General features: G+C 71.0%; 21 protein-coding genes. 2 read left to right on the top strand and 19 right to left on the bottom strand.

Going from position 1 to position 24,614, the window contains the following annotated elements; genetic code table 11:
- Positions 1-3: 3 nt before the first annotated feature.
- Positions 4-582, bottom strand: coding sequence for a dienelactone hydrolase family protein (locus tag ACZ3OF_RS08100; protein ID WP_361669449.1), 579 nt, complete (start codon positions 580-582; stop codon positions 4-6).
- A 47-nt stretch (positions 583-629) separates the two neighbouring features.
- On the opposite strand from ACZ3OF_RS08100, the gene ACZ3OF_RS08095 reads away from it, so the two are divergent.
- Positions 630-1,784 (top strand): mechanosensitive ion channel family protein, encoded by a 1,155-nt coding sequence (locus ACZ3OF_RS08095; RefSeq protein WP_467303468.1) that lies wholly within the window; start codon positions 630-632, stop codon positions 1,782-1,784.
- 17 nt (positions 1,785-1,801) lie between these two features.
- On the opposite strand, the gene ACZ3OF_RS08090 is transcribed toward ACZ3OF_RS08095, so the two are convergent.
- The 5 genes from ACZ3OF_RS08090 to ACZ3OF_RS08070 form a co-directional block, all read right to left on the bottom strand.
- Positions 1,802-3,388, bottom strand: coding sequence for a Na+/H+ antiporter (locus tag ACZ3OF_RS08090; RefSeq protein ID WP_361669453.1), 1,587 nt, complete (start codon positions 3,386-3,388; stop codon positions 1,802-1,804).
- Between the two features lie 118 nt (positions 3,389-3,506).
- Positions 3,507-3,974: a GNAT family N-acetyltransferase gene (locus ACZ3OF_RS08085; RefSeq protein ID WP_361669455.1), complete on the bottom strand. Its 468-nt coding sequence runs from the start codon at positions 3,972-3,974 to the stop codon at positions 3,507-3,509.
- A complete protein-coding gene (locus tag ACZ3OF_RS08080) occupies positions 3,971-4,912 on the bottom strand; it encodes an RluA family pseudouridine synthase (protein ID WP_361669457.1) in 942 nt (313 codons plus the stop codon). The genes ACZ3OF_RS08085 and ACZ3OF_RS08080 overlap by 4 nt, the downstream gene beginning before the upstream one ends.
- Before the next feature lie 17 nt (positions 4,913-4,929).
- Positions 4,930-5,511: a signal peptidase II gene (lspA, locus tag ACZ3OF_RS08075; protein ID WP_467303464.1), complete on the bottom strand. Its 582-nt coding sequence runs from the start codon at positions 5,509-5,511 to the stop codon at positions 4,930-4,932.
- Positions 5,512-5,574: 63 nt separating this feature from the next.
- The gene (locus tag ACZ3OF_RS08070) at positions 5,575-6,411 is read right to left on the bottom strand and encodes a TraR/DksA family transcriptional regulator (protein ID WP_467303462.1); all 837 of its coding nucleotides are present in this window, start codon (positions 6,409-6,411) and stop codon (positions 5,575-5,577) included.
- A gap of 556 nt (positions 6,412-6,967) precedes the next feature.
- Between ACZ3OF_RS08070 and ileS the strand changes: the two genes are divergently transcribed.
- Entirely contained in the window at positions 6,968-10,099 is a 3,132-nt protein-coding gene (ileS, locus tag ACZ3OF_RS08065) for an isoleucine--tRNA ligase (protein WP_467303460.1), read from the top strand.
- Between the two features lie 429 nt (positions 10,100-10,528).
- Here the strand turns inward: ileS and ACZ3OF_RS08060 are convergent, their stop codons facing one another.
- The 13 genes from ACZ3OF_RS08060 to ACZ3OF_RS08000 all read right to left on the bottom strand — a co-directional run bounded on the left by ACZ3OF_RS08060 (position 10,529) and on the right by ACZ3OF_RS08000 (position 24,611).
- Positions 10,529-11,623, bottom strand: a complete 1,095-nt coding sequence (locus ACZ3OF_RS08060; RefSeq protein ID WP_361433029.1) for a DivIVA domain-containing protein — start codon at positions 11,621-11,623, stop codon at positions 10,529-10,531.
- Positions 11,624-11,678: 55 nt separating this feature from the next.
- On the bottom strand, positions 11,679-11,969 hold the full coding sequence (locus ACZ3OF_RS08055) for a YggT family protein (protein ID WP_019885526.1): 291 nt from the start codon (positions 11,967-11,969) through the stop codon (positions 11,679-11,681).
- 77 nt (positions 11,970-12,046) lie between these two features.
- Positions 12,047-12,667 (bottom strand): cell division protein SepF, encoded by a 621-nt coding sequence (locus ACZ3OF_RS08050; protein WP_361669467.1) that lies wholly within the window; start codon positions 12,665-12,667, stop codon positions 12,047-12,049.
- A gap of 124 nt (positions 12,668-12,791) precedes the next feature.
- Complete coding sequence (locus tag ACZ3OF_RS08045) at positions 12,792-13,511, bottom strand: YggS family pyridoxal phosphate-dependent enzyme (protein WP_361669469.1); 720 nt, start codon at positions 13,509-13,511, stop codon at positions 12,792-12,794.
- Positions 13,498-14,220, bottom strand: a complete 723-nt coding sequence (gene pgeF / locus ACZ3OF_RS08040; protein WP_467303456.1) for a peptidoglycan editing factor PgeF — start codon at positions 14,218-14,220, stop codon at positions 13,498-13,500. The genes ACZ3OF_RS08045 and pgeF overlap by 14 nt, the downstream gene beginning before the upstream one ends.
- 17 nt (positions 14,221-14,237) lie before the next feature.
- Complete coding sequence (gene ftsZ / locus ACZ3OF_RS08035) at positions 14,238-15,449, bottom strand: cell division protein FtsZ (protein ID WP_361669474.1); 1,212 nt, start codon at positions 15,447-15,449, stop codon at positions 14,238-14,240.
- 279 nt (positions 15,450-15,728) lie between these two features.
- Complete coding sequence (locus tag ACZ3OF_RS08030) at positions 15,729-16,529, bottom strand: cell division protein FtsQ/DivIB (protein WP_467303454.1); 801 nt, start codon at positions 16,527-16,529, stop codon at positions 15,729-15,731.
- A gap of 40 nt (positions 16,530-16,569) precedes the next feature.
- Complete coding sequence (gene murG, locus ACZ3OF_RS08025; RefSeq protein ID WP_361669479.1) at positions 16,570-17,655, bottom strand: undecaprenyldiphospho-muramoylpentapeptide beta-N-acetylglucosaminyltransferase; 1,086 nt, start codon at positions 17,653-17,655, stop codon at positions 16,570-16,572.
- Between the two features lie 6 nt (positions 17,656-17,661).
- Positions 17,662-19,002 carry a putative lipid II flippase FtsW gene (ftsW, locus tag ACZ3OF_RS08020; protein WP_467303451.1) on the bottom strand — a complete coding sequence of 447 codons (1,341 nt, stop codon included), beginning with the start codon at positions 19,000-19,002 and terminating at the stop codon, positions 17,662-17,664.
- A 55-nt stretch (positions 19,003-19,057) separates the two neighbouring features.
- Complete coding sequence (gene murD / locus ACZ3OF_RS08015) at positions 19,058-20,485, bottom strand: UDP-N-acetylmuramoyl-L-alanine--D-glutamate ligase (protein ID WP_361669484.1); 1,428 nt, start codon at positions 20,483-20,485, stop codon at positions 19,058-19,060.
- The gene (gene mraY, locus ACZ3OF_RS08010; protein WP_189802264.1) at positions 20,467-21,537 is read right to left on the bottom strand and encodes a phospho-N-acetylmuramoyl-pentapeptide-transferase; all 1,071 of its coding nucleotides are present in this window, start codon (positions 21,535-21,537) and stop codon (positions 20,467-20,469) included. Before mraY ends, murD begins: the two co-directional genes overlap by 19 nt.
- A complete protein-coding gene (locus tag ACZ3OF_RS08005; protein WP_361669486.1) occupies positions 21,534-22,958 on the bottom strand; it encodes a UDP-N-acetylmuramoyl-tripeptide--D-alanyl-D-alanine ligase in 1,425 nt (474 codons plus the stop codon). Before ACZ3OF_RS08005 ends, mraY begins: the two co-directional genes overlap by 4 nt.
- 3 nt (positions 22,959-22,961) lie before the next feature.
- On the bottom strand, positions 22,962-24,611 hold the full coding sequence (locus ACZ3OF_RS08000) for a UDP-N-acetylmuramoyl-L-alanyl-D-glutamate--2,6-diaminopimelate ligase (RefSeq protein ID WP_467303448.1): 1,650 nt from the start codon (positions 24,609-24,611) through the stop codon (positions 22,962-22,964).
- Positions 24,612-24,614 lie beyond the last annotated feature (3 nt).

Genomic DNA, 24,614 nt, shown 5'->3' with positions numbered 1-24,614 from the left:
GCCCTACAGGCTCTCGAGGAACGCCAGCGCGACCGCCCAGGTCTGTTCGGCCGCCGCCTCGTCGAAGTCCGGCAGGTCCGGGTCGGTGAACAGATGGCCGGCTCCCGGGTAGCGGTAGACCTCCACGTCCGCTCCCGTCTTCCCCATCCGCAGGTACCAGGACGTCAGCCAGTCGTGCGACTCGAACGGGTCCGGGTCGGCGATGTGCAGCTGTACGGGAAGGTCGTCGACCGACGCGCTCTCGGCGATGTCCGAGGTGCCGTGGAGCAGCAGCAGCCCGCGCGCCTTCTCGTCCCCGAGGGCCAGGGTCTGCGCCACCGAGGCGCCGAAGGAGAAGCCGGCGTAGACGAGACCGCGGTCCGAGTAGGGCGCGGCGGCGAGGACGGCACGCTTCAGCAGCTCCTCCTTGCCGATCGACTCCTGGAGCTCCATCCCCTCCTCGACCGTCTCCGCGGTTTGGCCCCCGAAAAGGTCGGGCACCTGAACCTGATGCCCGGCGGCCCGCAGCCGCTCGGCCGCGGCCTCCACCGCCGGACGCAGGCCGTAGGTCGAGTGGAAAAGCATGATGTCCATGCGGTCCATCCTGCCAGCCGGGCACACCGAGTCGGAGACACGGAGGCCTCGATCACATGGACACCGCGCTGCGCCCGCTGCTCGTCGTCGGAGGGGCGGTCCTGCTCACCCTGCTGGTGGGGTGGGTCGTCGACGTACTGCTGCGCCGGGCCGACGACAACCATCGCGAGACCCCGCTCTGGGGGCTGCTGCGCCGCTGCCGGCCACCGCTCCAGGCCGTACTGCTCGTGTCCGTCCTGCGTGGCACCTATCGTGAGACAGGGTGGCGGGCCGTCGAGGAACACGCGGCGGGCATCGGCCAGGTCCTCTCCCTCGTCCTCATAGGCTCCGGCGCCTGGCTGGTCATCAACATCGCCTCCGCCGTGGTGGAGGCCAGCTTCGCCCGCTACGCCTCCGCCACCCGCGACCCGGCGCGGGTCCGCCGGGTACGCACCCAGGTGGCCCTCATCACACGCATCGTGACCGCGGTCGTCGCCGTGGTCGCGCTGGCGGCGGCGCTGCTCACCTTCCCGGCGCTCAGCACCGTGGGCACCTCGATGCTGGCCTCCGCCGGCATCATCGGGATCGTGGCGGGCGTCGCCGCCCAGTCCACCCTCGGCAACCTCTTCGCCGGCTTCCAGATCGCCTTCGGCGACATGGTGCGGATCGGCGACACCGTGGTCGTCGACGGCGAGTGGGGCGTGGTCGAGGAGGTCACGCTGACGTTCCTCGCGGTACGGACCTGGGACGAGCGCCGGATCACCATGCCGGTCTCGTACTTCACGGGCAAGCCCTTCGAGAACTGGTCCCGCGGCGGGGCGCAGATGACCGGGGCGGTCCTGTTCCATCTGGACCACTCCGCACCGCTCGACGCGATGCGCCGGAGGACCGAGAAGATCCTCGCGGAGTGCCCGGCCTGGGACGGCCGCGACTGGAACCTGGCCGTCACGGACACCACGCCGAGCACGATCCAGGTACGGGTGGTGGTCACCGCCAAGGACGCGGACGACCTCTGGACGGTGCGGTGCACCGTGCGGGAGGGGCTCGTGGCCTGGCTCGCGGAGCGGCACCCGCAAGCCCTGCCGCGGATCACGACCTCACCCGCGCTGCCGTCGCCGCGCGAGGCGGAGCACCCGTCCCCGCGCGAGGTGGAGCACCCTTCGCCGCGCGAGGTGGGGCACCCGTCCCCGCACGCCAACGGCGACGAGCCCTCGCGGACCGGCCGCGGCTGAGCGGAGACGTCTGCCGGTCACCGCATGCTGCGTACGTCCAGCTGGCGCAGCACCCGGTCCACCACCTCGGGATCGGCCCCCGGCTCGTTGCGCGCCGAGAGCACTTCGTGCCGGGCGGCCGACATCATCTCCCGCTGGATCCGCTGGACGGCCTTGAGGCGTCCGGCCCGCTCGACGAAGGCCGCCCGCCGCTCCTCGTCCACCATCTCCGGGCTGATCCGGGCCCCGATGTCGAACGCCCCGCGCTGGAGCCGCTCCTGGACCTCCTCCGGCAGCTCCTCGACCTCCTCGATCTCCTTCAGCCGCCGCCTGGCCGCCTTGGCGGCGCGCAGCGCCAGCTCGCGCTCCAGGGCCCGTTCGGCGTCGGTGTCGGCCTGCACGCCCAGCCGCTTTACCAGCCAGGGCAGGGTGAGCCCCTGGAGCAGAAGTGTGGTCATGATCACACAGAAGGCGATGAAGATGATCTGCTCCCGGCCGGGGAACGGCGATCCGTCGTCCGTGCGCAGCGGAATGGCGAGCGCGAGCGCCACCGACGCCACCCCGCGCATCCCGGCCCACCACATGACGACGGTCTCCCGCCAGCTGACGGGGATCTCCTCGTCGTAGTCGCGCCGGGTGTGCATCCGCTTGGCCAGCCAGGTGGCGGGCAGCAGCCACAGCAGCCGTACGCCGATCACGACACCGGCCACGACCGCGCCCCAGCCGAGCATCTCGCCGAGCCGGTCGTCGGCGGTGCCGAAGACGTTGTGGAGCTCCAGGCCGATGAGCCCGAAGGCGATTCCGGTGACGAGGGTGTCGACGATCTCCCAGAAGGTCTGCCCGGCGAGCCGGCCCATCACGTCGTCGGCGTCGAGCGCGTTCTCCGCGAGGTAGAGGGCGACGACCAGGACGGCGAGGACTCCGGAGCCGCGCAGCTCCTCGGCGAGGACGTAGGCGACGAAGGGGACGAGGAGGGTGAGCCCGGTCTGCAGGGTGGCTTCGCCGAGGAGCCCCATGAGCTTGTTGCTGAGCCAGCCGAGCACGAGACCTACGGTGACCGCGACGACGGCGGAGAGGACGAGGTCGAGGCCTGCGCCCTCCCAGTTGAAGCTGCCGCCGACGACCGCCCCGATCGCCACGTGGTAGAGGACGATCGCGGTGACGTCGTTGAACAGCCCCTCCCCCTCCAGGATCGAGACGAGCCGGCGCGGCAGCCCCAGCGAGCCTGCGACGGCGGTCGCGGCGACCGGGTCCGGCGGGGCGACGAGCGCGCCGAGCGCGACGGCGGCGGCGAGGGGGAGCCCGGGGACGAGCGCGTTCGCCGTGGCGGCGACGGCGGCCGTGGTGACGAAGACCAGGGCGACGGCGAGCAGGAAGATGGGCCGCCGGTTGGCCGCGAACTGGCGCCAGGAGGTGCGCTGCACGGAGGCGTAGAGCAGCGGCGGGAGGACGAGCGGAAGGATGAACTCGGGCGGGATGTCGACGTTCGGTACGAAGGGCAGGAACGCGAACACGACCCCGATGACGGTCATGAGCACCGGGGCGGGCAGTCCGAGCCGGTCCCCGAGCGGCACGGTGAGTACCGCGCCGAGCAACAGCACGAACAGCAGGGCCAATTGATCCACGGGGCGCCCTTCCGGCCTGGTGGCAGGCACGGTCGATGATCGGGCCTCAACCCTGCCACGCGAGCGGGCGAATCACCCCAAACCGCCGCCCATGCGCCACCCGCCGGACCGGCAGGTGCTAGATCGCCCGCCGCATCGCGCGGTGCGGGATCCCCGCGTCCGGGAACTCGGGGCCGTACGCCTCGTAGCCGAGCCGCTCGTAGAAGCCGAGCGCGTGCGTCTGGGCGTGCAGGTCGACGGCCTCGAGGCCGCGCGTCCGCGCCGCGTCCTCGATGGCGCGGACGAGCGCCGCGCCGACCCCGAGACCGCGCGCGGCCTTGGAGACCGCGAGCCGGCCGAGCGAGCCGACGGAGGCGTCCCCTCCGGTCTTGCCCAGTGCGTCGGCGCCGTGGAGCAGCCGGCCGGTGCCCAGCGGCAGCCCGTCCTCGCGAACGGCGAGGACATGGACGGCCGTCTCGTCGTAGCGGTCGTACTCCATCTCCTGCGGCACGCTCTGCTCGACGACGAAGACCTCGCGGCGGACCGCGAAGCACGCCTCCCGGTCGCCTTGGCCGATCGCCTCGCGGACCTCGTATCCGGTGCTCACTCGCTCTCCGCCGCGATCCGGTCCAGCGCGTTCTGCAGGTCCGCCGGGTAGGTGGACGCGAACTCGACCCAGCGCCCGTCCGACGGGTGCTCGAAGCCGAGCCGCACGGCGTGCAGCCACTGACGCGTCAGCCCGAGGCGCTTCGCCATCGTCGGGTCCGCGCCGTAGGTGAGGTCGCCCACGCAGGGGTGGCGGTGCGCCGACATGTGCACACGGATCTGGTGCGTACGGCCCGTCTCCAGCTTGATGTCGAGCAGCGAGGCCGCGCGGTACGCCTCGATCAGGTCGTAGTGCGTCACCGAGGGCTTGCCCTCGGCGGTGACGGCCCACTTGTAGTCGTGCTGGGGGTGGCGCCCGATCGGCGCGTCGATCGTGCCGCTCATCGGGTCCGGGTGGCCCTGGACCAGCGCGTGGTAGCGCTTGTCGACGACCCGCTCCTTGAACTGCGCCTTGAGCAGCGTGTACGCCCGCTCGGACTTGGCGACGACCATGAGGCCGGACGTACCGACGTCGAGGCGGTGCACGATCCCCTGGCGCTCGGCGGCGCCGGAGGTGGAGATGCGGTACCCGGCGGCGGCGAGGCCGCCGATGACCGTCGTCCCGGTCCAGCCGGGGCTCGGGTGCGCGGCGACCCCGATCGGCTTCATGATCACGACGATGTCGTCGTCGTCGTGGATGATCTCCATGCCCTCGACGGGCTCGGCCACGATCTGCACCGGCGCCGGGGCACCGGGCATCTCGACCTCGAGCCACGCGCCGCCGCTGACCCGCTCGGACTTGCCGACGACGGCGCCGTCGACCTGGACCTTGCCGGAGGCGGCCAGCTCCGCCGCCTTCGTACGGGAGAACCCGAACATCCGGGCGATGGCGGCGTCGACGCGCTCGCCCTCCAGGCCATCGGGAACGGGCAGGGTGCGGATCTCGGGACTCGTACTCACCCGTCGAGTATGCCTTGTCAGTCCTTGTGGACGGTGCCGTCGGGGTCCAGGCCCCGGAACGACAGGATCACGATCAGGAAGCCGCCGCAGACGATCGCCGAGTCCGCGAGGTTGAAGACGGCGAAGTGCGCGGGCGCGATGAAGTCGACGACCGCGCCCTCGAAGACGCCCGGCGAGCGGAAGATCCGGTCGGTCAGGTTGCCCAGCGCACCGCCGAGCAGCAGGCCGAGCGCGATCGCCCACCACGTGCTGTAGAGCTTCCGCGCGAGCCGGATGATCACGACGATCACGGCGGCCGCGATGAAGGTGAAGATGATCGTGAAGGCCTCGCCCATGCCGAAGGCGGCGCCCGGGTTCCGGATCGCCTCGAACCTCAGCACGTCACCGATCACCTGGATCGGCTCGTGGCCCTCCAGCTTGGCGACCACGAGCATTTTGGTGCCGAGGTCGAGCAGATACGCGACGAGCGCCACGACCAGCAGCGCGACGATCTTGCGCCGGCCCTTGGGCCGCTCGTCCGGAGCCTGGGCCGCGGCCTCGCCGCCCGAGCCGTCCGCGTCCGAATCCGGCGTACCGATGATGCGCTCCGCCTCTGCCACGTGAGTCCCTCAACCTAGGTGCCCTGACTGTGCACGAGGGTACGGCACACCCCTTCGGGCCCGTCAGCCGCGGCGCTCCTGCTTCTGCTTGTCCTCGACGCAGAGGGTGGCCCGCGGGAACGCCTGCATGCGCGCCTTGCCGATCGGCTTGCCGCACACCTCGCAGAGGCCGTAGGTGCCCGCGTCGAGGCGCTCCAGGGCGTGCTCGGACTGCTCCAGCATCTCGCGGGCGTTGGCGGCCAGGGCGAGCTCGTGCTCGCGGGTGATGTTCTTGGTGCCGGTGTCGGCCTGGTCGTCGCCCGCACCGTCCCCGGAGTCCCGCATGAGGCCGGTCAGCTCCTCCTGGGAGTGGAGCAGCTCGGCCCGGAGACGGAGGACCTCGCTCTCCAGCCCTGCCCGGGCCTCCGCGACCTCCGCGGGCGTCCAGGGGTCCTCACCGGGGCGTACGGCGAGCTCACCGGCGCGTGCCGGGGGGACCGCGGCCTCGCCTTCGGCCGTCGTGACGCCACCCGCGGTCTTCTTCGCTGCCACTGTCCCGGCTCCTGTCTGCTCCACCTGCGCCGCGGATGCGGCCTTCTTCTTGACTGCGGTCTTCTTGGCTGCGGCCTTCTTGGCCGCCGAGGCCTTCTTCGTCGGCGGAGCCTTCGTCGCGGCCGCCTTCTCGGCCGATTTCTTCGCCGCGGTGTTCGCCGTGCTCTTCGCCGCCGGGGTGGTGGCCTTGGCCGACTTGTCCGTGGTCTTCGCCGTGCTCTTCGCCGTCGTCTCGTGTGCCGGGGCCTTCTTGGCGGCCGCCTTCTTCGCGACCGTCGTCTTCTTGCCGGTGACGTCCTTGGCCGCCCCGTCCACACCGGTGGATGCGGCGGTCGAGGTCTTCTTCGCGGCGGTCTTCTTCGCCACCATGTCGCGGCCCCTTCACATTTTGTGATCTTGCTCGCGAATCGTGCTGGGACGATAAATCGGCCCAAGGCCCGCGGCAACGGGGCACGCCGCCGTTCGCACCCGCCCCATGCCGGTGGCAAGGCGAGTCTGCATCCGTTGTGCCCAGCTCCCCGCCCGGTAATCCGCCCCCGGGCGGCCGGTGAAGTCCGGCCACGGCCGTATGGCCATTCGGGTCATGCGCGGTCGCCCCGCGCGCCGCCGGAAAAGCGGTCTGCCGAGCGGCTTCCGGCCCCGTACACTGGGCTGAGCGAAAGGCTTGGATGGGGACGAGTAGCGTCGTACGCAGCCATGAGCGACCCGGGGACGGTGAGAGCCCGGGGGCGAGCCCGATGTGAAGCATCACCCCGGAGCCGCCGGAAGAAAGCCGTCAGGCGACTAGAACCGGCATCGCGACCCCAATGAGGGGGCCGCGGGCGACGCACGTCCGGGGCCAAGGAGGGTGGTACCGCGGGAGCCGCGCAGCACGGCGCTCTCGTCCCTCCGGACGGAAACGAAGCAGTCCGCCGGAGGAAGATCGATGACGCAGTACCGCCAGGTGCCCGCCCAGGTCGACCTGCCCGCGCTCGAGCACGCCGTGCTCGATTTCTGGCGCGAGAGCAAGGTCTTCGCCAAGACCCTGGAGCAGTCCGAGGGCCGCCCCGAGTGGGTGTTCTACGAGGGCCCGCCGACCGCCAACGGCATGCCGGGCGCCCACCACATCGAGGCCCGCGTCTTCAAGGACGTCTTCCCCCGCTTCCGGACCATGCGCGGCTACCACGTGGCCCGCAAGGCCGGCTGGGACTGCCACGGCCTCCCGGTCGAGCTCGCCGTCGAGAAGGAGCTCGGCTTCGCCGGCAAGAAGGACATCGAGGAATACGGCATCGCCGCGTTCAACGACAAGTGCCGCGAGTCCGTGACCCGCCACACCGACGCCTTCGCCGAGCTCACGACGCGCATGGGCTACTGGGTCGACCTGGACGACGCGTACCGGACGATGGACCCCGAGTACATCGAGTCGGTCTGGTGGTCGCTCAAGCAGATCTTCGAGAAGGGCCTCCTGGTCCAGGACCACCGCGTCGCCCCCTGGTGCCCGCGCTGCGGCACCGGCCTCTCGGACCACGAGCTGGCGCAGGGGTACGAGACGGTCGTCGACCCCTCCGTCTTCGTCCGCTTCCCGCTGACCTCCGGCCCGCTGGCCGGCCAGGCGGCGCTCCTGGTCTGGACGACGACCCCCTGGACGCTGGTCTCCAACACGGCGGTCGCCGCGCACCCCGAGGTCACCTACGTCGTCGCGACCGACGGCGAGGAGAAGCTCGTCGTCGCCGCGCCGCTGGTCGAGAAGGCGCTCGGCGAGGGCTGGGTGACCACGGGCGAGTCCTTCACGGGCGCGGAGATGGAGCGCTGGACGTACCAGCGCCCCTTCGAGCTGGTGGAGTTCCCCGAGTCGGCGCACTACGTCGTCAACGCGGAGTACGTCACGACCGAGGACGGCACGGGTCTGGTCCACCAGTCCCCCGCCTTCGGTGAGGACGACCTCAAGGTCTGCCGCGCCTACGGCCTGCCGGTCGTGAACCCGGTCCGCCCCGACGGCACCTTCGAGGAGGAGGTGCCGCTGGTCGGCGGTGTCTTCTTCAAGAAGGCCGACGAGCAGCTGACGGCCGACCTGGACGCGCGCGGCCTGCTCTTCAAGCACATCCCGTACGAGCACAGCTACCCGCACTGCTGGCGCTGCCACACGGCGCTGCTCTACTACGCGCAGCCGTCCTGGTACATCCGTACGACCGCCGTGAAGGACCGTCTTCTCGAGGAGAACGAGAAGACGAACTGGTTCCCGGACTCGGTGAAGCACGGCCGCTTCGGCGACTGGCTGAACAACAACATCGACTGGGCGCTCTCCCGCAGCCGCTACTGGGGCACGCCGCTGCCGCTGTGGCGCTGTGAGGACGGCCATCTGACCTGCGTGGGCTCGCGCGCCGAGCTCACGGAGCTGACCGGCTCGGACCAGTCGGAGCTGGACCCGCACCGTCCGTACATCGACGCGGTGACCTTCCCCTGCCCGAGCTGCTCGAAGACGGCGACGCGCGTCCCGGAGGTGATCGACGCCTGGTACGACTCGGGCTCGATGCCGTTCGCGCAGTGGGGCTACCCGTACAAGAACAAGGAACTCTTCGAGTCCCGCTATCCCGCGCAGTTCATCAGCGAGGCGATCGACCAGACGCGAGGCTGGTTCTACACGCTGATGGCCGTCGGCACGCTGGTCTTCGACAAGTCGTCGTACGAGAACGTGGTCTGCCTGGGCCACATCCTCGCCGAGGACGGCCGCAAGATGTCCAAGCACCTGGGCAACATCCTGCAGCCGATCCCGCTGATGGACCAGCACGGCGCGGACGCGGTCCGCTGGTTCATGGCGGCCGGCGGTTCGCCGTGGGCGGCGCGCCGGGTGGGCCACGGCACCATCCAGGAGGTCGTGCGCAAGACCCTCCTCACCTACTGGAACACGGTCGCCTTCCAGGCGCTGTACGCCCGTACGTCCGGCTGGGCGCCGAGCGCGTCGGACCCGGCGCCGGCGGATCGCTCGGTGCTGGACAAGTGGCTCCTGTCCGAGCTGAACACGCTGGTGTCCGAGGTCACGCAGGCGCTGGAGTCGTACGACACCCAGCGGGCGGGCAAGCTGATCTCGTCCTTCGTGGACGACCTGTCCAACTGGTACGTGCGGCGTTCGCGCCGGCGGTTCTGGCAGGGCGACGCGGCGGCGCTGCGCACCCTGCACGACGTGGTGGAGACGGTCACGCGCCTGATGGCCCCGCTGACCCCCTTCATCACGGAGCGGGTGTGGCAGGACCTGGTGGTCCCGGTGACGCCGGACGCCCCGGAGTCGGTCCACCTCTCGACGTGGCCGGAGCCGGATCTGTCGCTGGTCGACCCGACGCTCTCCACGCAGATGACCCTGGTCCGCCGCCTGGTCGAGCTGGGCCGGGCGACGCGGGCGGAGTCGGGCGTCAAGACGCGTCAGCCGCTGTCGCGGGCGCTGGTGGCGGCGCCGGGCTTCACGGACCTCTCGCCCGCGCTCCAGGCGCAGATCACCGAGGAGCTGAACGTCACCTCGGTGGCGTCCCTCTCCGAGGTGGGCGGTTCGCTGGTCGACACGACGGCGAAGGCGAACTTCCGCGCGCTGGGCAAGCGCTTCGGCAAGGGCGTCCAGGACGTGGCGAAGGCGGTCGCGGCGGCGGACGCCGCCGCTCTGTCCCTCGCCCTGCGCAGCGGCGAGGCGACGCTGGAGGTCAACGGCGAGACGATCACGGTCGGCCCGGAGGAGATCATCATCACGGAGACTCCCCGGGAGGGCTGGTCGGTCGCGTCGGACGCGGGCGCGACGGTGGCGCTGGACCTGGAGATCACTCCGGAGCTCCGCAAGGCGGGCCTGGCGCGTGACGCGATCCGCCTGATCCAGGAGGCCCGCAAGAACAGCGGCCTGGACGTGGCGGACCGCATCGCCCTCCGCTGGACGTCGGAGTCCCCGGAGACGACGGAGGCCCTGACGGCGCACGCGGCCCTGATCGCGGACGAGGTCCTGGCAACGGACTTCGCCACGGGCCCGTCGGACGACACCTACGGCACCCCGTTCACGGACGAGGGCCTGTCCCTGACGTTCCGCCTCCGCAAGGCATAACCCCACCCGAAAGGCCCGGCCCCCTGGGGGCCGGGCCTTCCGCTTTCCCGGGCCCACCACGAACAAGACCCCACGGGAAAGCCCCCGGGGGCGGAGCCCGCGCACCCCCGGACCCGGGGCGGGGCGAATCCCGCGGCGCGAAGCTGCCGCGCCGCAGAGCCCCCGTAGCACCCACCGCGGGGTCTGGGGCGGAGCCCCGCCGCACAACCAAGCGCCCGCCTCGGCGCGAAGCCGCCGCGCCCCCGCGACGCAAGGCTGCCGCGCCTCGGGTCCCGGGGGGGGCGAACCCTGCAACGCGAACCCGCCACGCCTCGCCGCCCGGAGCGGAGCCCCGTACCCGCCCATGGCAAAAGGCCGGGCCCCTGGTTTCCCAGGGGCCCGGCCTTCAGCCTGCCGACGGCTACGCGCTCATCGCGCGAACCGCCGCCGTCAGTTGTCGTCCTCGTCGATCAGGAAGCCACGCATCGGCGCGGGCGCCTGCTGCATCGGCTGCGGCGCCTGCGGGCGGACCGGAGCCATCGGCTGGGTCATCGCCGGAGACATCTGCTGCTGGCCACCGTAGGACGGGGCACCGCCCATGGACGGCGCGCCGCCCATCGAGCCGTTGCCGCCGTACGACGGCGCACCCGCGCCCGCCGAGGCCATCGAGGGCGACGGCGGCAGCGAAGCCGTGGCCGGAGTCCGCGGCGGAGCCAGCGAGTCGTCCGCCTGGGTCTCCAGCTGACGCAGCTGCGACTCCAGGTACGACTTCAGACGCGTACGGTACTCGCGCTCGAAGCCGCGCAGGTCCTCGACCTTGCGCTCCAGCGTCGCGCGAGCGGACTCGAGCGAGCCCATCGCGACGCGGTGCTTCTCCTGCGCGTCCCGCTCCAGCGCGTCGGCCTTGGCGCGGGCGTCCCGCTCCAGACCCTCGGCGCGCGAGCGCGCCTCGCCGACGATCTTGTTGGCCTCGGAACGGGCCTCCGCGATCGCCTGGTCGGCCGTCTGCTGGGCCAGCGAGAGGACACGCGCGGCGCTGTCGCCACCGGGGCCCTGCTGGGGCTGCTGCATCGGCTGCTGCATCTGCTGCTGCGGGTGCCCCATGGGGCCGCCCATCGGCTGACCCATCGGGCCGCCCTGCATCGGGCCGGGGCCCATCGGGCCACCCTGCATCGGGCCGGGGCCGTGGCCACCGGGACCGGCAGGAAGCTGAGGCGCACCGGACGGCAGCTGCGGCGGGCCCATCTGCGGGGGCTGCTGCTGGACCGGCGGTCCGGATATGGCGGCGGGCACGGGGGCGCCGGGACCGACGGGACGATCCTGCTGCTCCGGGGGCTTGCGCATGCCCTGCTGCTGCTGGTTCTGCGCAGCGGCACGCGTCGCCGCGGCCAGCTTGGCGCGCAGGTCCTCGTTCTCGCGGAGCAGGCGGGTCAGTTCGGCTTCGACCTCGTCGAGGAAGGCATCGACCTCGTCCTCGTCATAGCCTTCTCGAAGGCGGACGGTCGTGAACTGCTTGTTCCGCACGTCCTCGGGGGTCAGCGGCATCTCTTCTTCACCTCTACGTAGTCGTCGGCAGTCGGCAAGACCGTATCGTCCACATTCACCTCGCGAAGCTGCTCACGATGGAGATCAGGATGTAGACGATGATCATCAGAACGAAGAAGGACAGGTCAAGTGCCACGCCCCCGAGACGCAACGGCGGGATGAACCGCCGCAGAAGCTTGAGCGGTGGATCGGTGACAGTGTAGGTGGCCTCCAGAACGACCACCATCGCCTTACCGGGTTGCCATGAACGTGCGAACTGAAAGACGTAGTCCATGACCAACCGGAAGATCAGCACGATGAGGAAGCACATCAGAGCGATGTAGACCACTTGTAGTGCGACGCCCATCCCGCGCTTCCCTCTCCCCTGGCTCTCGTGCTCTCACTTGCCCGGCCTTCCGGCCGGCCGTTCCGGTCTTCGTTTTCTCAGCTCTGGTTGAAGAATCCGCCCTCTGCGATCCGGGCCTTGTCCTCCGCCGTGACATCGACGTTAGCAGGCGACAACAGGAACACCTTCTGCGTCACGCGCTCAATGCTGCCATGGAGCCCGAAGACGAGTCCGGCGGCAAAGTCGACAAGTCGCTTCGCGTCCGTGTCGTCCATCTCCGTGAGGTTCATGATCACCGGAGTGCCCTCACGGAAGTGTTCCCCGATGGTACGGGCTTCGTTGTAGGTCCTCGGGTGCAGCGTGGTGATGCGGTACGGCTCCCGCTCGGACACGACCTTGGGCATGATCACCGGTGCGTTCTTCTCCAGGCTCGGACGTTCGGGTGTGATGGACGCCACGGGGGCGATTCGAGCCGGACGTCCGCTTTCGGCGGATAGCGAGGCGGCGTGAACGACCGGCTCGCGGGGCGCGGGCTGCTGCACCACACGCACCGGTTCCTCGCGCTCCACCTGTCGCGGGGGCTGATGGCGCCGCTCGCGCTCGGGTTCCGGTTCCAGCTCGGGTTCGAAGTCGTCGTCGGGGTCGAACCCCCGGCCGTCGTACCCATCGTCCTCCACGAGGCCGAGGTAGACCGCCATCTTGCGCATCGCGCCGGCCATTCTCTGAGTCCTCCGCTCTGTGGTGGATCGGCCTCGTCGCCAAGTGCCCGTGATCCACGCGGTCTGCCCGCCGACCGGCGGGAATGACCATATTTTCTGCTGTGGTCCGACTTGCTTCGCGACGTTACCCGAGCCTGGGGCGGACACCCAGTACCGCCGTACCGATGCGCACATGTGTCGCTCCGGCCGCCACAGCGTCCTCGAGGTCCGCACTCATCCCCGCGGACACCATGTTCGCAGCCGGACGGGTCGCGCGCAGGAGAGTCGACAAATCCATCAGGCGGTCGAACGCCGCACGTTGGCGCCCCGCGAAGGGGCCGGCGAGCGGCGCGACGGTCATCAGTCCGTCGAGCCTCAGGGCGGGCGCGGCCTCCACGGCGGCGGCCAACTCCTCGACCCCGTCGGGCGAGACGCCTCCCCGCTCGCCGCGCGCGCCCGACTCGGCGTCGAGCGCGACCTGGACCAGGCAGCCGAGTTCCCGGCCGGCCTTCTCCGCCGCCGCCGAGAGCGCGGTGACCAGCTTCAAACGGTCGACGGACTGCACGACATCCGCATAACTCGTCACAGAACGGACCTTGTTCGTCTGCAACTGGCCGACGAAGTGCCAGCGGAGGTCCAGATCCGCGCAGGCCGCGGCCTTGGGGGCCGCGTCCTGGTCGCGGTTCTCGGCGACGTCCCGCACACCGAGTTCGTGCAGGATGCGCACATCGCTCGCGGGGTAGGTCTTGGTGACCACGATCAGGGTCACGTCCTCCCGCTTGCGGCCGGCCGAGGCGCAGGCGGCAGAGATACGTTCCTCCACCCGCGCCAGGTTCTCGGCGAGCTCCGACTTACGGTCCGTCATATCCGTCCAACCAGACATATCCCGCGAGTCGCCCCGTGGTGCGATCGCGGCGGTACGAGTAGTGGTCACCCGACTCGCGCGTGCAGACCTCACTGGCCTGCCGGTCCCGGATGCCGAGCCGCTCCAACTGGGCGTGGACCCCGGCGGTGACGTCGACGGCCGGGGTGCCCCAGCTCGTCTCGGCGAAGGCGGCCGGCTCGACCGCGGCCACCTCGGCGCGCATTTCCTCCGGCACCTCGTAGCAGCGCCCGCAGACGGCGGGGCCGGTACGGGCGGTCATCCGGGCCGGGTCGGCGCCGAGTTCGATCATGGCCTTCACCGCGGCCGGTACGACCCCGGAGACCATCCCGGGCCGCCCCGCGTGGGCGGCGGCCACGACCCCGGCGACGGGATCGGCGAGCAGGACCGGCGTGCAGTCGGCGGTGAGGACCGCGAGGGCGAGTCCGCGCCGGGCGGTCACGATCGCGTCGACCGCGGGAACCGGCCGGTCGCCCCAGGGGGCGTCGACCACCGCGACGTCCGGGCCGTGCACCTGGTTCATCCAGACGACCCGCCCGGGGTCGAGCCCGAGAGCCCCGGCCGCCCGCGCCCGGTTGGTCCGTACGGCTTCGGGGTCGTCCCCCACCGCGCCGCCGAGGTTGAGCTCCTCGTACGGAACGGCGCTCACCCCGCCCCACCTGTCGGTGAAGGCGAAGTGCGCGCCGCTCATGGGTTCGAGCTGCTCTATCACTTCAAGAAGTCCGGAACGTCCAGCTCTTCGGCCTGGGTGTCCGGGTAGGGGCGGGCCGGCGGGACGACCGTCGGGGTGACCGGCGGCAGCGTGCTCTCGGCGGAGGCCACCGGGGCCGGCTCGGCCGGGGCGGCCGGCTCGTCCCGGGGGGCGACGGTGCCGAGGCCGCCGAGCGGGCGCTCGGTGGCGCGCGGCGCCGGGGCCGGCTCCTCGCGCTTGGCCGAGGCCGAGCTGAGGATGTTGTCCCGGCGGGCCGGCGGCTGGCCGCCGTCGAAGCCGGCCGCGATGACCGTGACCCGTACCTCGTCGCCCAGGGCGTCGTCGATGACGGCACCGAAGATGATGTTGGCCTCGGGGTGGGCGGCCTCGCTCACCAGCTGCGCGGCTTCGTTGATCTCGAAGAGACCGAGGTCCGAGCCGCCGGAGATGGAGAGCAGCACGCCACGGGCGCCGTCGATGGACGCCTCGAGGAGCGGCGAGGAGATCGCCATCTCGGCCGCCGCGACCGCGCGGTCGTCGCCGCGGGCGGAGCCGATGCCCATGAGGGCCGAACCGGCCTCGGACATGACCGACTTGACGTCGGCGAAGTCGAGGTTGATCAGACCGGGGGTGGTGATGAGGTCGGTGATGCCCTGCACACCGCTCAGCAGCACCTGGTCGGCCGACTTGAAGGCGTCGAGCACGGAGACCTGGCGGTCCGAGATCGAGAGCAGCCGGTCGTTCGGGATGACGATGAGGGTGTCGACCTCTTCGCGGAGCTCGGCGATGCCGTCCTCCGCCTGGTTGGCCCGACGGCGTCCCTCGAAGGTGAACGGCCGGGTGACCACACCGATCGTCAGGGCGCCGAGCGAGCGCGCGATGTTGGCCACGACGGGTGCGCCGCCGGTGCCGGTGCCGCCACCTTCGCCGGCGGTGACGAAGACCATGTCGGCCCCCTTGAGGACCTCCTCGATCTCCTCACGGTGGTCCTCTGCCGCCTTGCGACCGACTGCCGGGTTCGCCCCGGCCCCGAGGCCACGGGTGAGTTCACGGCCGACGTCGAGCTTGACGTCGGCGTCGCTCATCAACAGCGCTTGCGCGTCGGTGTTGATCGCGATGAACTCGACGCCCTTGAGACCGACCTCGATCATTCGGTTGATGGCATTGACACCACCGCCGCCGACACCGATGACCTTGATGACTGCGAGGTAGTTCTGCGGTGCTGCCACGTCGAAGGCCTCTCGCCTCGAGTTACGTGTCGCCGCTTCGCGGTGGTAGTCGCGCTGCGACGACGGATGCCGATGGGACGGTCCGAAACGCCGACCCAAACCCTAACGTTGAAGTTTAGGGTTACCAGTGTCTCTGTTCGCTGGACTCTTCCGAACAGGACACTAAGTCGACAAGTGGCGCACGTTCAACGAACACGCCGAACCTCCCGTTTTTCTTTTCACCCTATGTGATCACCCGTAGCGCTGGCCAACCAGGGTGCTGGCCAGCGCGTATGGGCGTCAACTCCCCGACGCGGCGGGGGCTGTGGGGGCGCTTACATCGAAGTGCCCCGCTTTGGGCGTCGCCTTCATCAGAGCGGTGAGTACGCGGGCCTTGACGGCACCGTCCTCGCCGCTGCCCCAGAAGACCGTACGGCCGCCGCTGAGCTCCAGGGTGATGGAGTCGTACGAGGCGACCTCGACGACACGAGTGTCCCGGGCGATTTTCTCCGGGAGTTCGCCCGTCACGCCCACGGCTTCGAGCAGGAGCCGGTCCTCGTCGAAACGGCGCAGGCTCGGTGCGGAGGCGGCTTTCAGAACGAGTTCGGGTACGCCGGAGGGCGCCCTGTCCACGGTGGCGAATCGCGTTCCGGCGGAGTCCACTTCCGTGAACTTTCCGCCCTTTTCCACCACCAGAACCGGCCTCCGTTCCGTCACTTTCAGACCGATTCCATCCGGCCAGGACCGAACGACCTCGACCGTGTCGATGCGGGGCAGTTCCCGCAGCAGTCGCGCCTCGATGGCGTCGATGTCGACGGAAACGAGCGGCGATCCGATCGGCACGGCGGCGACCGTCTCCACCTCACGGGGTGTCAGAATCTGCGTGCCGGAGGTCGTCACGCGTTCCACGCGCAGCCAGGCCGAGCCGTAGAGTGCCCAGACTCCGCCGGCCACGATCAGGGCGAGGGCGAGCGTGATCAGCAGGACCCGCGGGCCGGGCACCCGGAATCCACCGTTCCGAGCGCCCGTCCCCGCCGGCCGTTCCGACGACCCCTTCGGTTCGCGTGAGCCGCGCTTCTCCGCGGTCGTCGGTCCGGACACGTTCCTGGCCTCCTGTGCTTCCTGAGGCTCGCTCGGAGCCTCAGCGCGCGGCGATCGCGTCGTACACCATGCCGACGAGCAGGTCGTCGGCGTCCCTGCGGCCGAACTCGGCGGCGGCGCGGGACATCTCGTACAACCGGTGCGGATCGGCCAGTACGGGCAGGACGTTGCCCTGCACCCACTGCGGCGACAGCTCCGCGTCGTCGACGAGCAGCCCGCCGCCCGCCTTGACCACCGGCTGGGCGTTGAGCCGCTGTTCGCCGTTGCCGATCGGCAGCGGCACGTACGCGGCCGGCAGCCCGACGGCGGAGAGTTCGGCGACGGTCATCGCGCCCGCCCGGCAGAGCATCATGTCCGCCGCCGCGTAAGCGAGATCCATCCGGTCCACGTACGGTACCGGGACGTACGGCGGCATCCCGGGCATGTTGTCGACACGCGGCACCTCGTTCTTCGGGCCGACCGCGTGCAGGATCTGGATGCCGGAGCGCTGGAGCACCGGCGCGATCTGCTGGATGACCTCGTTGAGCCGGCGCGCCCCCTGCGAGCCGCCGGAGACGAGCAGCGTCGGCAGGTTCGGGTCGAGACCGAAGGCGGCGCGCGCCTCGGGCCGGACCCGGGCCCGGTCGAGCGTGGCGATGGTGTGCCGCAGCGGGATGCCGATGTAACGGGCGTTGCGGAGCTTGGAGTCCGGAGTGGCGACGGCGACCCCGGCCGCGTACCGCGAGCCGATCTTGTTGGCCAGGCCCGGCCGGGCGTTGGCCTCGTGGACCACGATCGGCACACCGAGGCGCTTGGCCGCGAGGTAGCCGGGCAGCGCCACGTAGCCGCCGAAGCCGACCACGCAGTCCGCCTTGGTGCGCTCCAGGATCTGCTCGGCCGCCTTGATGGTGCCGCGCAGCCGTCCGGGGACGGTGATCAGCTCAGGGGTGGGCTTGCGCGGCAGCGGCACGGCAGGGATGAGCGCCAGCTCGTAGCCCCGTTCGGGCACGAGCCGGGTCTCCAGGCCCTTCTCCGTGCCGAGCGCCGTGATACCCACGCTCGGGTCCTGCCTGCGCAGGGCGTCCGCGAGGGCGAGCGCGGGCTCGATGTGGCCGGCGGTCCCCCCACCGGCGAGTACGACATGCACCGAAATTCACCGCTCTCCGGACGGACGCTTCTTGACGCGCCGTCGCATCGACTTCCATCTCACCCCGGCCCGTTTGCCCCAGCCGGGGCGCCGCATGGCCAGGGCCGCTTTCGCGGCGGGTTCCTGTCGCGCGAAGGCGATGAGGAGCCCGACGGCGAACATGGTCGGCAGCAGGGCCGACCCCCCGTAGGAGAACAGCGGGAGCGGGACCCCGGCGATCGGCAGCAGACCGAGCACCGCACCGATGTTGATCACGGCCTGGGCCGTGATCCACGTGGTCACACCTCCCGCGGCGTACCTCACGAAGGGGTCCTCCGTGCGTCCGGCCACGCGGATACCCGCATAGCCTAGAGCCGCGAACAGGGCGAGTACCGACAGCGTCCCCGCCAGACCCAGTTCCTCCCCGGTGACGGCGAAGATGAAGTCGGTGTGCGCTTCGGGTAGTTGGCCCCATTTTTCCACACTGGCACCCAGACCGGAACCGAACCATCCGCCTGAGGCCAGAGCATAGATCCCGTGGGCGGCCTGGAGACAGGGCGCGCCCTCTCCCCCGGGGTCGGTGGCACCGATGCAGGCGAACCGCTTCAGCCGGTTGTCACTGGTCGTGATCAGCAGGTAACCGATGGCCCCCGCCACCGCGAGCACCCCGACGAAGAGCCTGGTGGGCGCGCCCGCCGTCCACAGCAGCCCGAAGAGGATCGCGGTCAGCACGATCGCCGTGCCCATGTCCCCGCCGAGCATGATGAGCCCGAGCAGCAGGAACGCCGCGGGCACCAGCGGCACGAGCATGTGCTTCCACTGCGTGAGCAGTTTCATGTCCTGCTTGCGGGCCAGCAGGTCGGCGCCCCACAGGATGAGCGCCAGCTTGCCGAACTCGCTGGGCTGCAGCATGAACGGGCCGCCCAGCGAGATCCAGTTCTGGTTGCCGCCGACCGCCCGCCCTATCCCCGGGATCTGCACCAGCACCATCAGGAAGACCGCGCCGACGAGGATCGGGTACGCGAGCGCCCGGTGCAGCTTCACCTGCATCCGGGAGGCCACCAGGAGCAGCACCGCGCCGAGGATCGCGGCGAAGAACTGCTTGCGGAAGAAGTACGAGGGCACGAGGTCGTACCGCAGCGCCGTGATCATCGAGGCGCTGTAGACCATCACCAGGCCGAGCGCGGTGATGAGCAGGGCGGCGCCGAGGATGACGTAGTACGCGGTGAGCGGCCGGTCCCAGGCCCGCCGCGCCTGCTCGTACATCCGCCGTACGCCGCCGGCCCGGGAGGCGCGCGGCGGCGCGGGAACGCGCCCTCCGCCGCGGACGGCGGAGGGCCGGCGGGTCCCGGCGGTTCTGCTCGGCATGGGCGCTGTCCCCTCCAGTCGTGCCCGGCGCTGCCGGACCTCCTTGCTGGTCAGGTCAGACGCGCCCGGTGGCGGCGAGGGCGCGGACCGCGTCCGCGAAGGCCTCGCCCCGCTTGTTGTAATTGGCGAACATGTCCATCGAGGCGCAGGCCGGGGCCAGCAGGACCGTGTCGCCCGGCCGCGCGAGCCGGGACGCCTCCTCGACCGCCGCGGACATCGCCCCAGTGTCGGCCCGGTCGAGGTCCACGACAGGGACCTCGGGGGCGTGTCGCGCCAGGGCTTCGCGGATGAGCGCACGGTCGGCGCCGATGAGGACGACCCCGCGCAGACGCTTCGCCGACTTCGCCACGATCTCGTCGAAGGTGGCGCCCTTGGCGAGGCCTCCGGCGATCCAGACGATCGGGTCGTAGGCCGCCAACGAGGCTTCCGCGGCATGGGTGTTGGTCGCCTTGGAGTCGTCGACGTAGACGACGCCCTGGATCTCCTCGACCAGTTCGATGCGGTGCGGGTCGGGCCGGAAGGCCCGCAGCCCGTCCCGTACGGCCTTGGGCGCGACGCCGAAGGCGCGGGCGAGGGCGGCCGCGGCGAGCGCGTTGGCGATGTTGTGCGGGGCCGGCGGCTGGACGTCCGCGACCTCGGCGAGCTCCTGGGCCTGCTTCTGCCGGTTCTCGACGAAGGCCCGGTCGACGAGGATGCCCTCGACGACGCCGAGCTGGGACGGGCCGGGGGTGCCGAGGGTGAAGCCGATGGCGCGGCAGCCCTCCTCGACGTCGGCCTCGCGGACCAGGTCCTCGGTGGCCTTGTCCGCGACGTTGTAGACGCAGGCGACGGTGTTGCCCTCGTAGACCCGGCCCTTGTCGGCGGCGTACGCCTCCATGGAGCCGTGCCAGTCGAGGTGGTCGGGCGCCAGGTTGAGCACGGCGGCCGAGTGGGCCCGCAGGCTCGGGGCCCAGTGGAGCTGGTAGCTGGAGAGCTCGACGGCGAGGACGTCGTACGTCTCCTCGCCGAGGACGGCGTCGAGGAGCGAGACGCCGATGTTCCCGACGGCCGCGGTCCGCAGGCCGGCGGCCTCCAGGATCGAGGCCAGCATCCGTACGGTCGTGGTCTTGCCGTTGGTGCCGGTCACGGCGAGCCAGGGGGCGGCGTCGGGGCCGCGGAGCCGCCAGGCGAGCTCCACGTCGCCCCAGACCTCCACGCCCGCCTCCGCGGCGGCCGCGAAGAGCGGCTTGTCGGGCCGCCAGCCGGGGGCGGTGACGACCAGCTCGGTGCGCTCGGGCAGGGTGTCGCCGTCGCCGAGGCGGACGGTGATGCCCTCGGCCCGCAGCTCGTCGGCCTGCGCCCGGGAGCGCTCGTCGTCGCCGTCGTTGACGACGGTCACGACGGCGCCGAGGCCGTGCAGGGCGCGAGCGGCCGGGATCCCGGAGACCCCGAGACCCGCGACGGTGACCCTCTTGCCGTTCCAGCTCACTTTTCGGATGCCCATCCCGCGTAGAAGAGGCCCAGGCCCACGATCACGCACATGCCCTGGATGATCCAGAACCGGACGACGACCAGGACCTCCGACCACCCCTTGAGTTCGAAGTGGTGCTGGAGCGGGGCCATCCGGAAGACGCGCTTGCCGGTCATCTTGAACGAGCCGACCTGGATGACCACCGACATCGTGATCAGTACGAACAGGCCGCCGAGCAGGGCGAGCAGCAGCTCGGTACGGGAGCAGATGGCGAGACCGGCGAGCGCGCCGCCGAGGGCCAGCGAGCCGGTGTCACCCATGAAGATCTTGGCCGGCGAGGTGTTCCACCACAGGAAGCCGAAGCAGGCACCCATGAGGGCGGAGGCGACGACCGCGAGGTCGAGCGGGTCGCGTACCTCGAAGCAGGCGTTGGGGTTGGTCAGGGTGACCGCGTTGGCGCAGGACTCCTGGAACTGCCACAGGCCGATGAAGGTGTACGCGCCGAAGACCATCACCGACGCGCCGGTGGCCAGGCCGTCCAGACCGTCCGTCAGGTTCACGCCGTTGGACATGGCCAGGATCATGAAGAGCGCCCAGACCACGAACAGCACCGGCCCGATGGCCCAGCCGAAGTCGGTGATGAAGGAGAGCTTCGTGGAGGCGGGGGTGAGCCCGCGCAGGTCCGCGAACTGCAGGGAGAGCACGGCGAAGGCGATGCCGACGATCAGCTGGCCGGCCATCTTCGCCTTGGCGCGCAGGCCCAGAGAGCGCTGCTTGACGATCTTGATGTAGTCGTCGAGGAAGCCGACGAGGCCCATGCCGGCCATCAGGAAGAGGACGAGCACACCCGAGTACGTCGGGTCCTCACCGGTGATGACCTTGGCGAGCGCGTACGCGATGAGCGTGGCCAGGATGAAGGAGATACCGCCCATCGTGGGCGTGCCCTTCTTGCCGGCGTGGCCGCGCGGGCCGTCGTCGCGGATGAACTGTCCGTACCCCTTGCGGGCAAGGAGCTTGATGAGCAGCGGGGTGCCGATCAGGGTCAGGAAGAGCCCGATGGCGCCCGCGAACAGGATCTGCCTCATCGGTCCGCGACCTCGCTCTCGGTGTCGAGCAGTGCCAGGGCGACCTGCTCCAGACCGACAGACCTGGAAGCCTTCACAAGGACGACGTCCCCCGGGCGCAGCTCTCTGCGCAACAGGTCGACAGCCGCCTGCGCGTCGGACACGTGCACCGACTCCTCACCCCACGAACCCTCGTTATATGCGCCCAGTTGCAGCCAGGACGCTTCCCTGTCCCCTACTGCCACGAGCTTGCTGACGTTGAGTCGGACGGCGAGCCGTCCGACCGCGTCGTGCTCGGCGAGCGATGCGTCCCCGAGCTCGGCCATCTTGCCGAGCACCGCCCACGTCCGGCCCCCCTGGGCCTGTGCGGCCCGGCCCATGGCCGCGAGCGCGCGCAGAGCGGCTCGCATGGACTCGGGGTTCGCGTTGTAGGCGTCGTTGACGATCGTCACGCCGTCCGGACGCTCGGTGACCTCCATGCGCCAGCGCGACAGGGTGCCCGCCTCCGAGAGCGCGGTGGCGATCTCCTCGACGGGCATGCCCAGCTCATGGGCGACGGCGGCCGCGGCGAGCGCGTTCGACACGTGGTGCTCACCGTACAGGCGCAAGGTCACGTCACTGCACCCGGTGGGTGTGTGAAGCTTGAAAGAGGGCTGTCCGTTCCCTGTGAGACGGACGTTCTCGGCACGTACGACCGCTTCGTCCGACTCTCCGAAGAGCGTCACGCGCGCCCGGGTCCGTTCGGCCATGGCCCGGACGAGCGGGTCGTCGGCGTTGAGGACCGCCACACCACCCTGGTCGGCCGGTGGAAGCGCCTCGACGAGTTCGCCCTTCGCCTGGGCGATCTGCTCGCGGCCGCCGAACTCGCCGATGTGGGCGGTGCCCACGTTGAGGACGAGTCCGATGCGCGGCGGGGTCAGTCCGGTGAGGTAGCGGATGTGACCGATGCCGCGGGCGCCCATCTCGAGGACCAGGTGCTTGGTCTCGTCGCTCGCACGCAGCGCCGTCAGCGGCAGCCCGATCTCGTTGTTGAGCGAGCCGGGCGTCCACACGGTGGGTGCGTGGCGTTCGAGGACCTGGGCGATCAGGTCCTTGGTGGAGGTCTTGCCGGCCGAGCCGGTCAGCGCGACGACATCGGTGCCGAGGCGTTCGACGACGGCGCGGGCGAGGGCGCCGAGAGCCGTCTGGACGTCGTCCACGACGATGGCGGGCACGCCGACGGGGCGGGCGGCCAGCACGGCTGCCGCGCCCGCCTCGACGGCGCGGGCCGCGTAGTCGTGGCCGTCGACCTGTTCGCCGGCGAAGGCGGCGAACAGGCTGCCGGGCTTCACCTCACGGGAGTCGATGACGACGGGGCCGGTGATCCGGACGGCCGGATCCGGTATGTCGTACGACTGCCCGCCGACGATTTCGGCGATCTCGGCGAGGGAGAGGGCGATCACAACTTATCCCTGACTGTTCTTGAGGCTGCGTTCAATCGCTGCGTGCAGGACCTTGCGGTCGTCGAAGGGGCGGACCACCCCGGCGATGTCCTGGCCCTGTTCGTGGCCCTTGCCGGCGACGAGGACGGTGTCGCCCGGCTGCGCGCGGGCCACGGCCGCGGCGATGGCGGCGGCGCGGTCGGCGTCGACCAGGACGTCGCCGCGCTCGTGGACGGGCACCTCGGCGGCGCCGGCGAGCATCGCGGCGAGGATCGCGAGGGGGTCCTCGGAGCGGGGGTTGTCGGAGGTCAGTACGGCGGTGTCGGCGAGGCGGGCCGCGGCGGCGCCCATCGGGCCGCGCTTGGTGGTGTCCCGGTCGCCGCCGCAGCCGATGACGATGTGCACCTTGCCCTCGGTGACCTTGCGCAGCGAGCGCAGGACCGATTCGACGGCGTCCGTCTTGTGGGCGTAGTCGACGACCGCGAGGTACGGCTGGCCGGCGTCGACGCGCTCCAGCCGGCCGGGGACGCCGGGGACGGCGGCGACGCCGTCGGCGGCGGTCTGCGGGTCGAGCCCGGCGACGGCCAGGGTGACGATCGCGGCGAGCGTGTTGGCGACGTTGAACGGGCCGGGCAGCGGGGCGGCGGCGGAGATCCGCTCGCCCTGGGGGCCGACGACCGTGAACGTCGAGCCGTGGGAGCCGATCTCGACGTCCTCGGCGCGCCAGTCGGCGTCCGGGTGGCCCTCGGCGGAGAAGGTGACGACGGGGACGCCGGCCTCCTCGGCCAGCCGGCGGCCGTACGCGTCGTCGAGGTTGACCACTCCGCGCCTGCTGCGCTCCGGGGTGAAGAGCCGCGCCTTCGCCGCGAAGTAGTCCTCCATGTCGGAGTGGAACTCCATGTGCTCCGGGCTGAGGTTGTTGAAGACGGCGACGTCGAAGACGCAGCCGTCGACCCGGCCGAGCACGAGCGCGTGGCTGGAGACCTCCATGGCGACCGCCTCGACCCCGCGTTCGCGCATCACGGCGAACAGGGCCTGGAGGTCGGTGGCTTCGGGGGTCGTGCGTTCCGATTTGATGCGCTCGTCGCCGATCCGCATCTCGACGGTGCCGATGAGGCCGCTCCTGCGTCCGGCCGCCTTGAGGCCGCCCTCCACGAGGTAGGCCGTGGTGGTCTTGCCGGAGGTGCCGGTGATGCCGATCTGGAGGAGGTCCTCGCCCGGCCGCCCGTAGATCTCGGCGGCGAGCTCGCCCATCCGTCCGCGCGGGTTCTCCACGACCAGGACCGGCAGGCCGGTCGCGGCGGCGCGTTCGGCGCCTGTCGGGTCGGTGAGGATCGCGGCGGCGCCCAGGCCGGCGGCCTGGGTGGCGAAGTCGGCGCCGTGCAGCCGGGCGCCGGGAAGGGCCGCGTACACGTCGCCGGGCCGTACCGCCCGCGAGTCGTGGGTGATGCCCGTGACGGCGGCGTCGGCGGGCGTCTCGGTCCCGAGCCGGGCGGCCAGGTCACCCAGGGGTGTCGGGCGGGCCTGCTCCGGGCGGGGCGGGGTGGTTCGGTACTGATCAGCGTGTGGCACGGCGGTGAGCGTACCGGGCCCACCCGCCGCGGGGCCAAAAGAGGCCGGGGCGTCGCCGGAGTTCGAATTCCGGTTCCCGGAATCGGGGGTGATCGTGCTCACTGG

It is taken from the genome of Streptomyces sp. NPDC022552 (genome assembly GCF_055561875.1).
The sequence above is the reverse complement of the archived record's forward strand: the minus strand, read 5'-3'. Positions and strand labels throughout refer to the sequence as shown.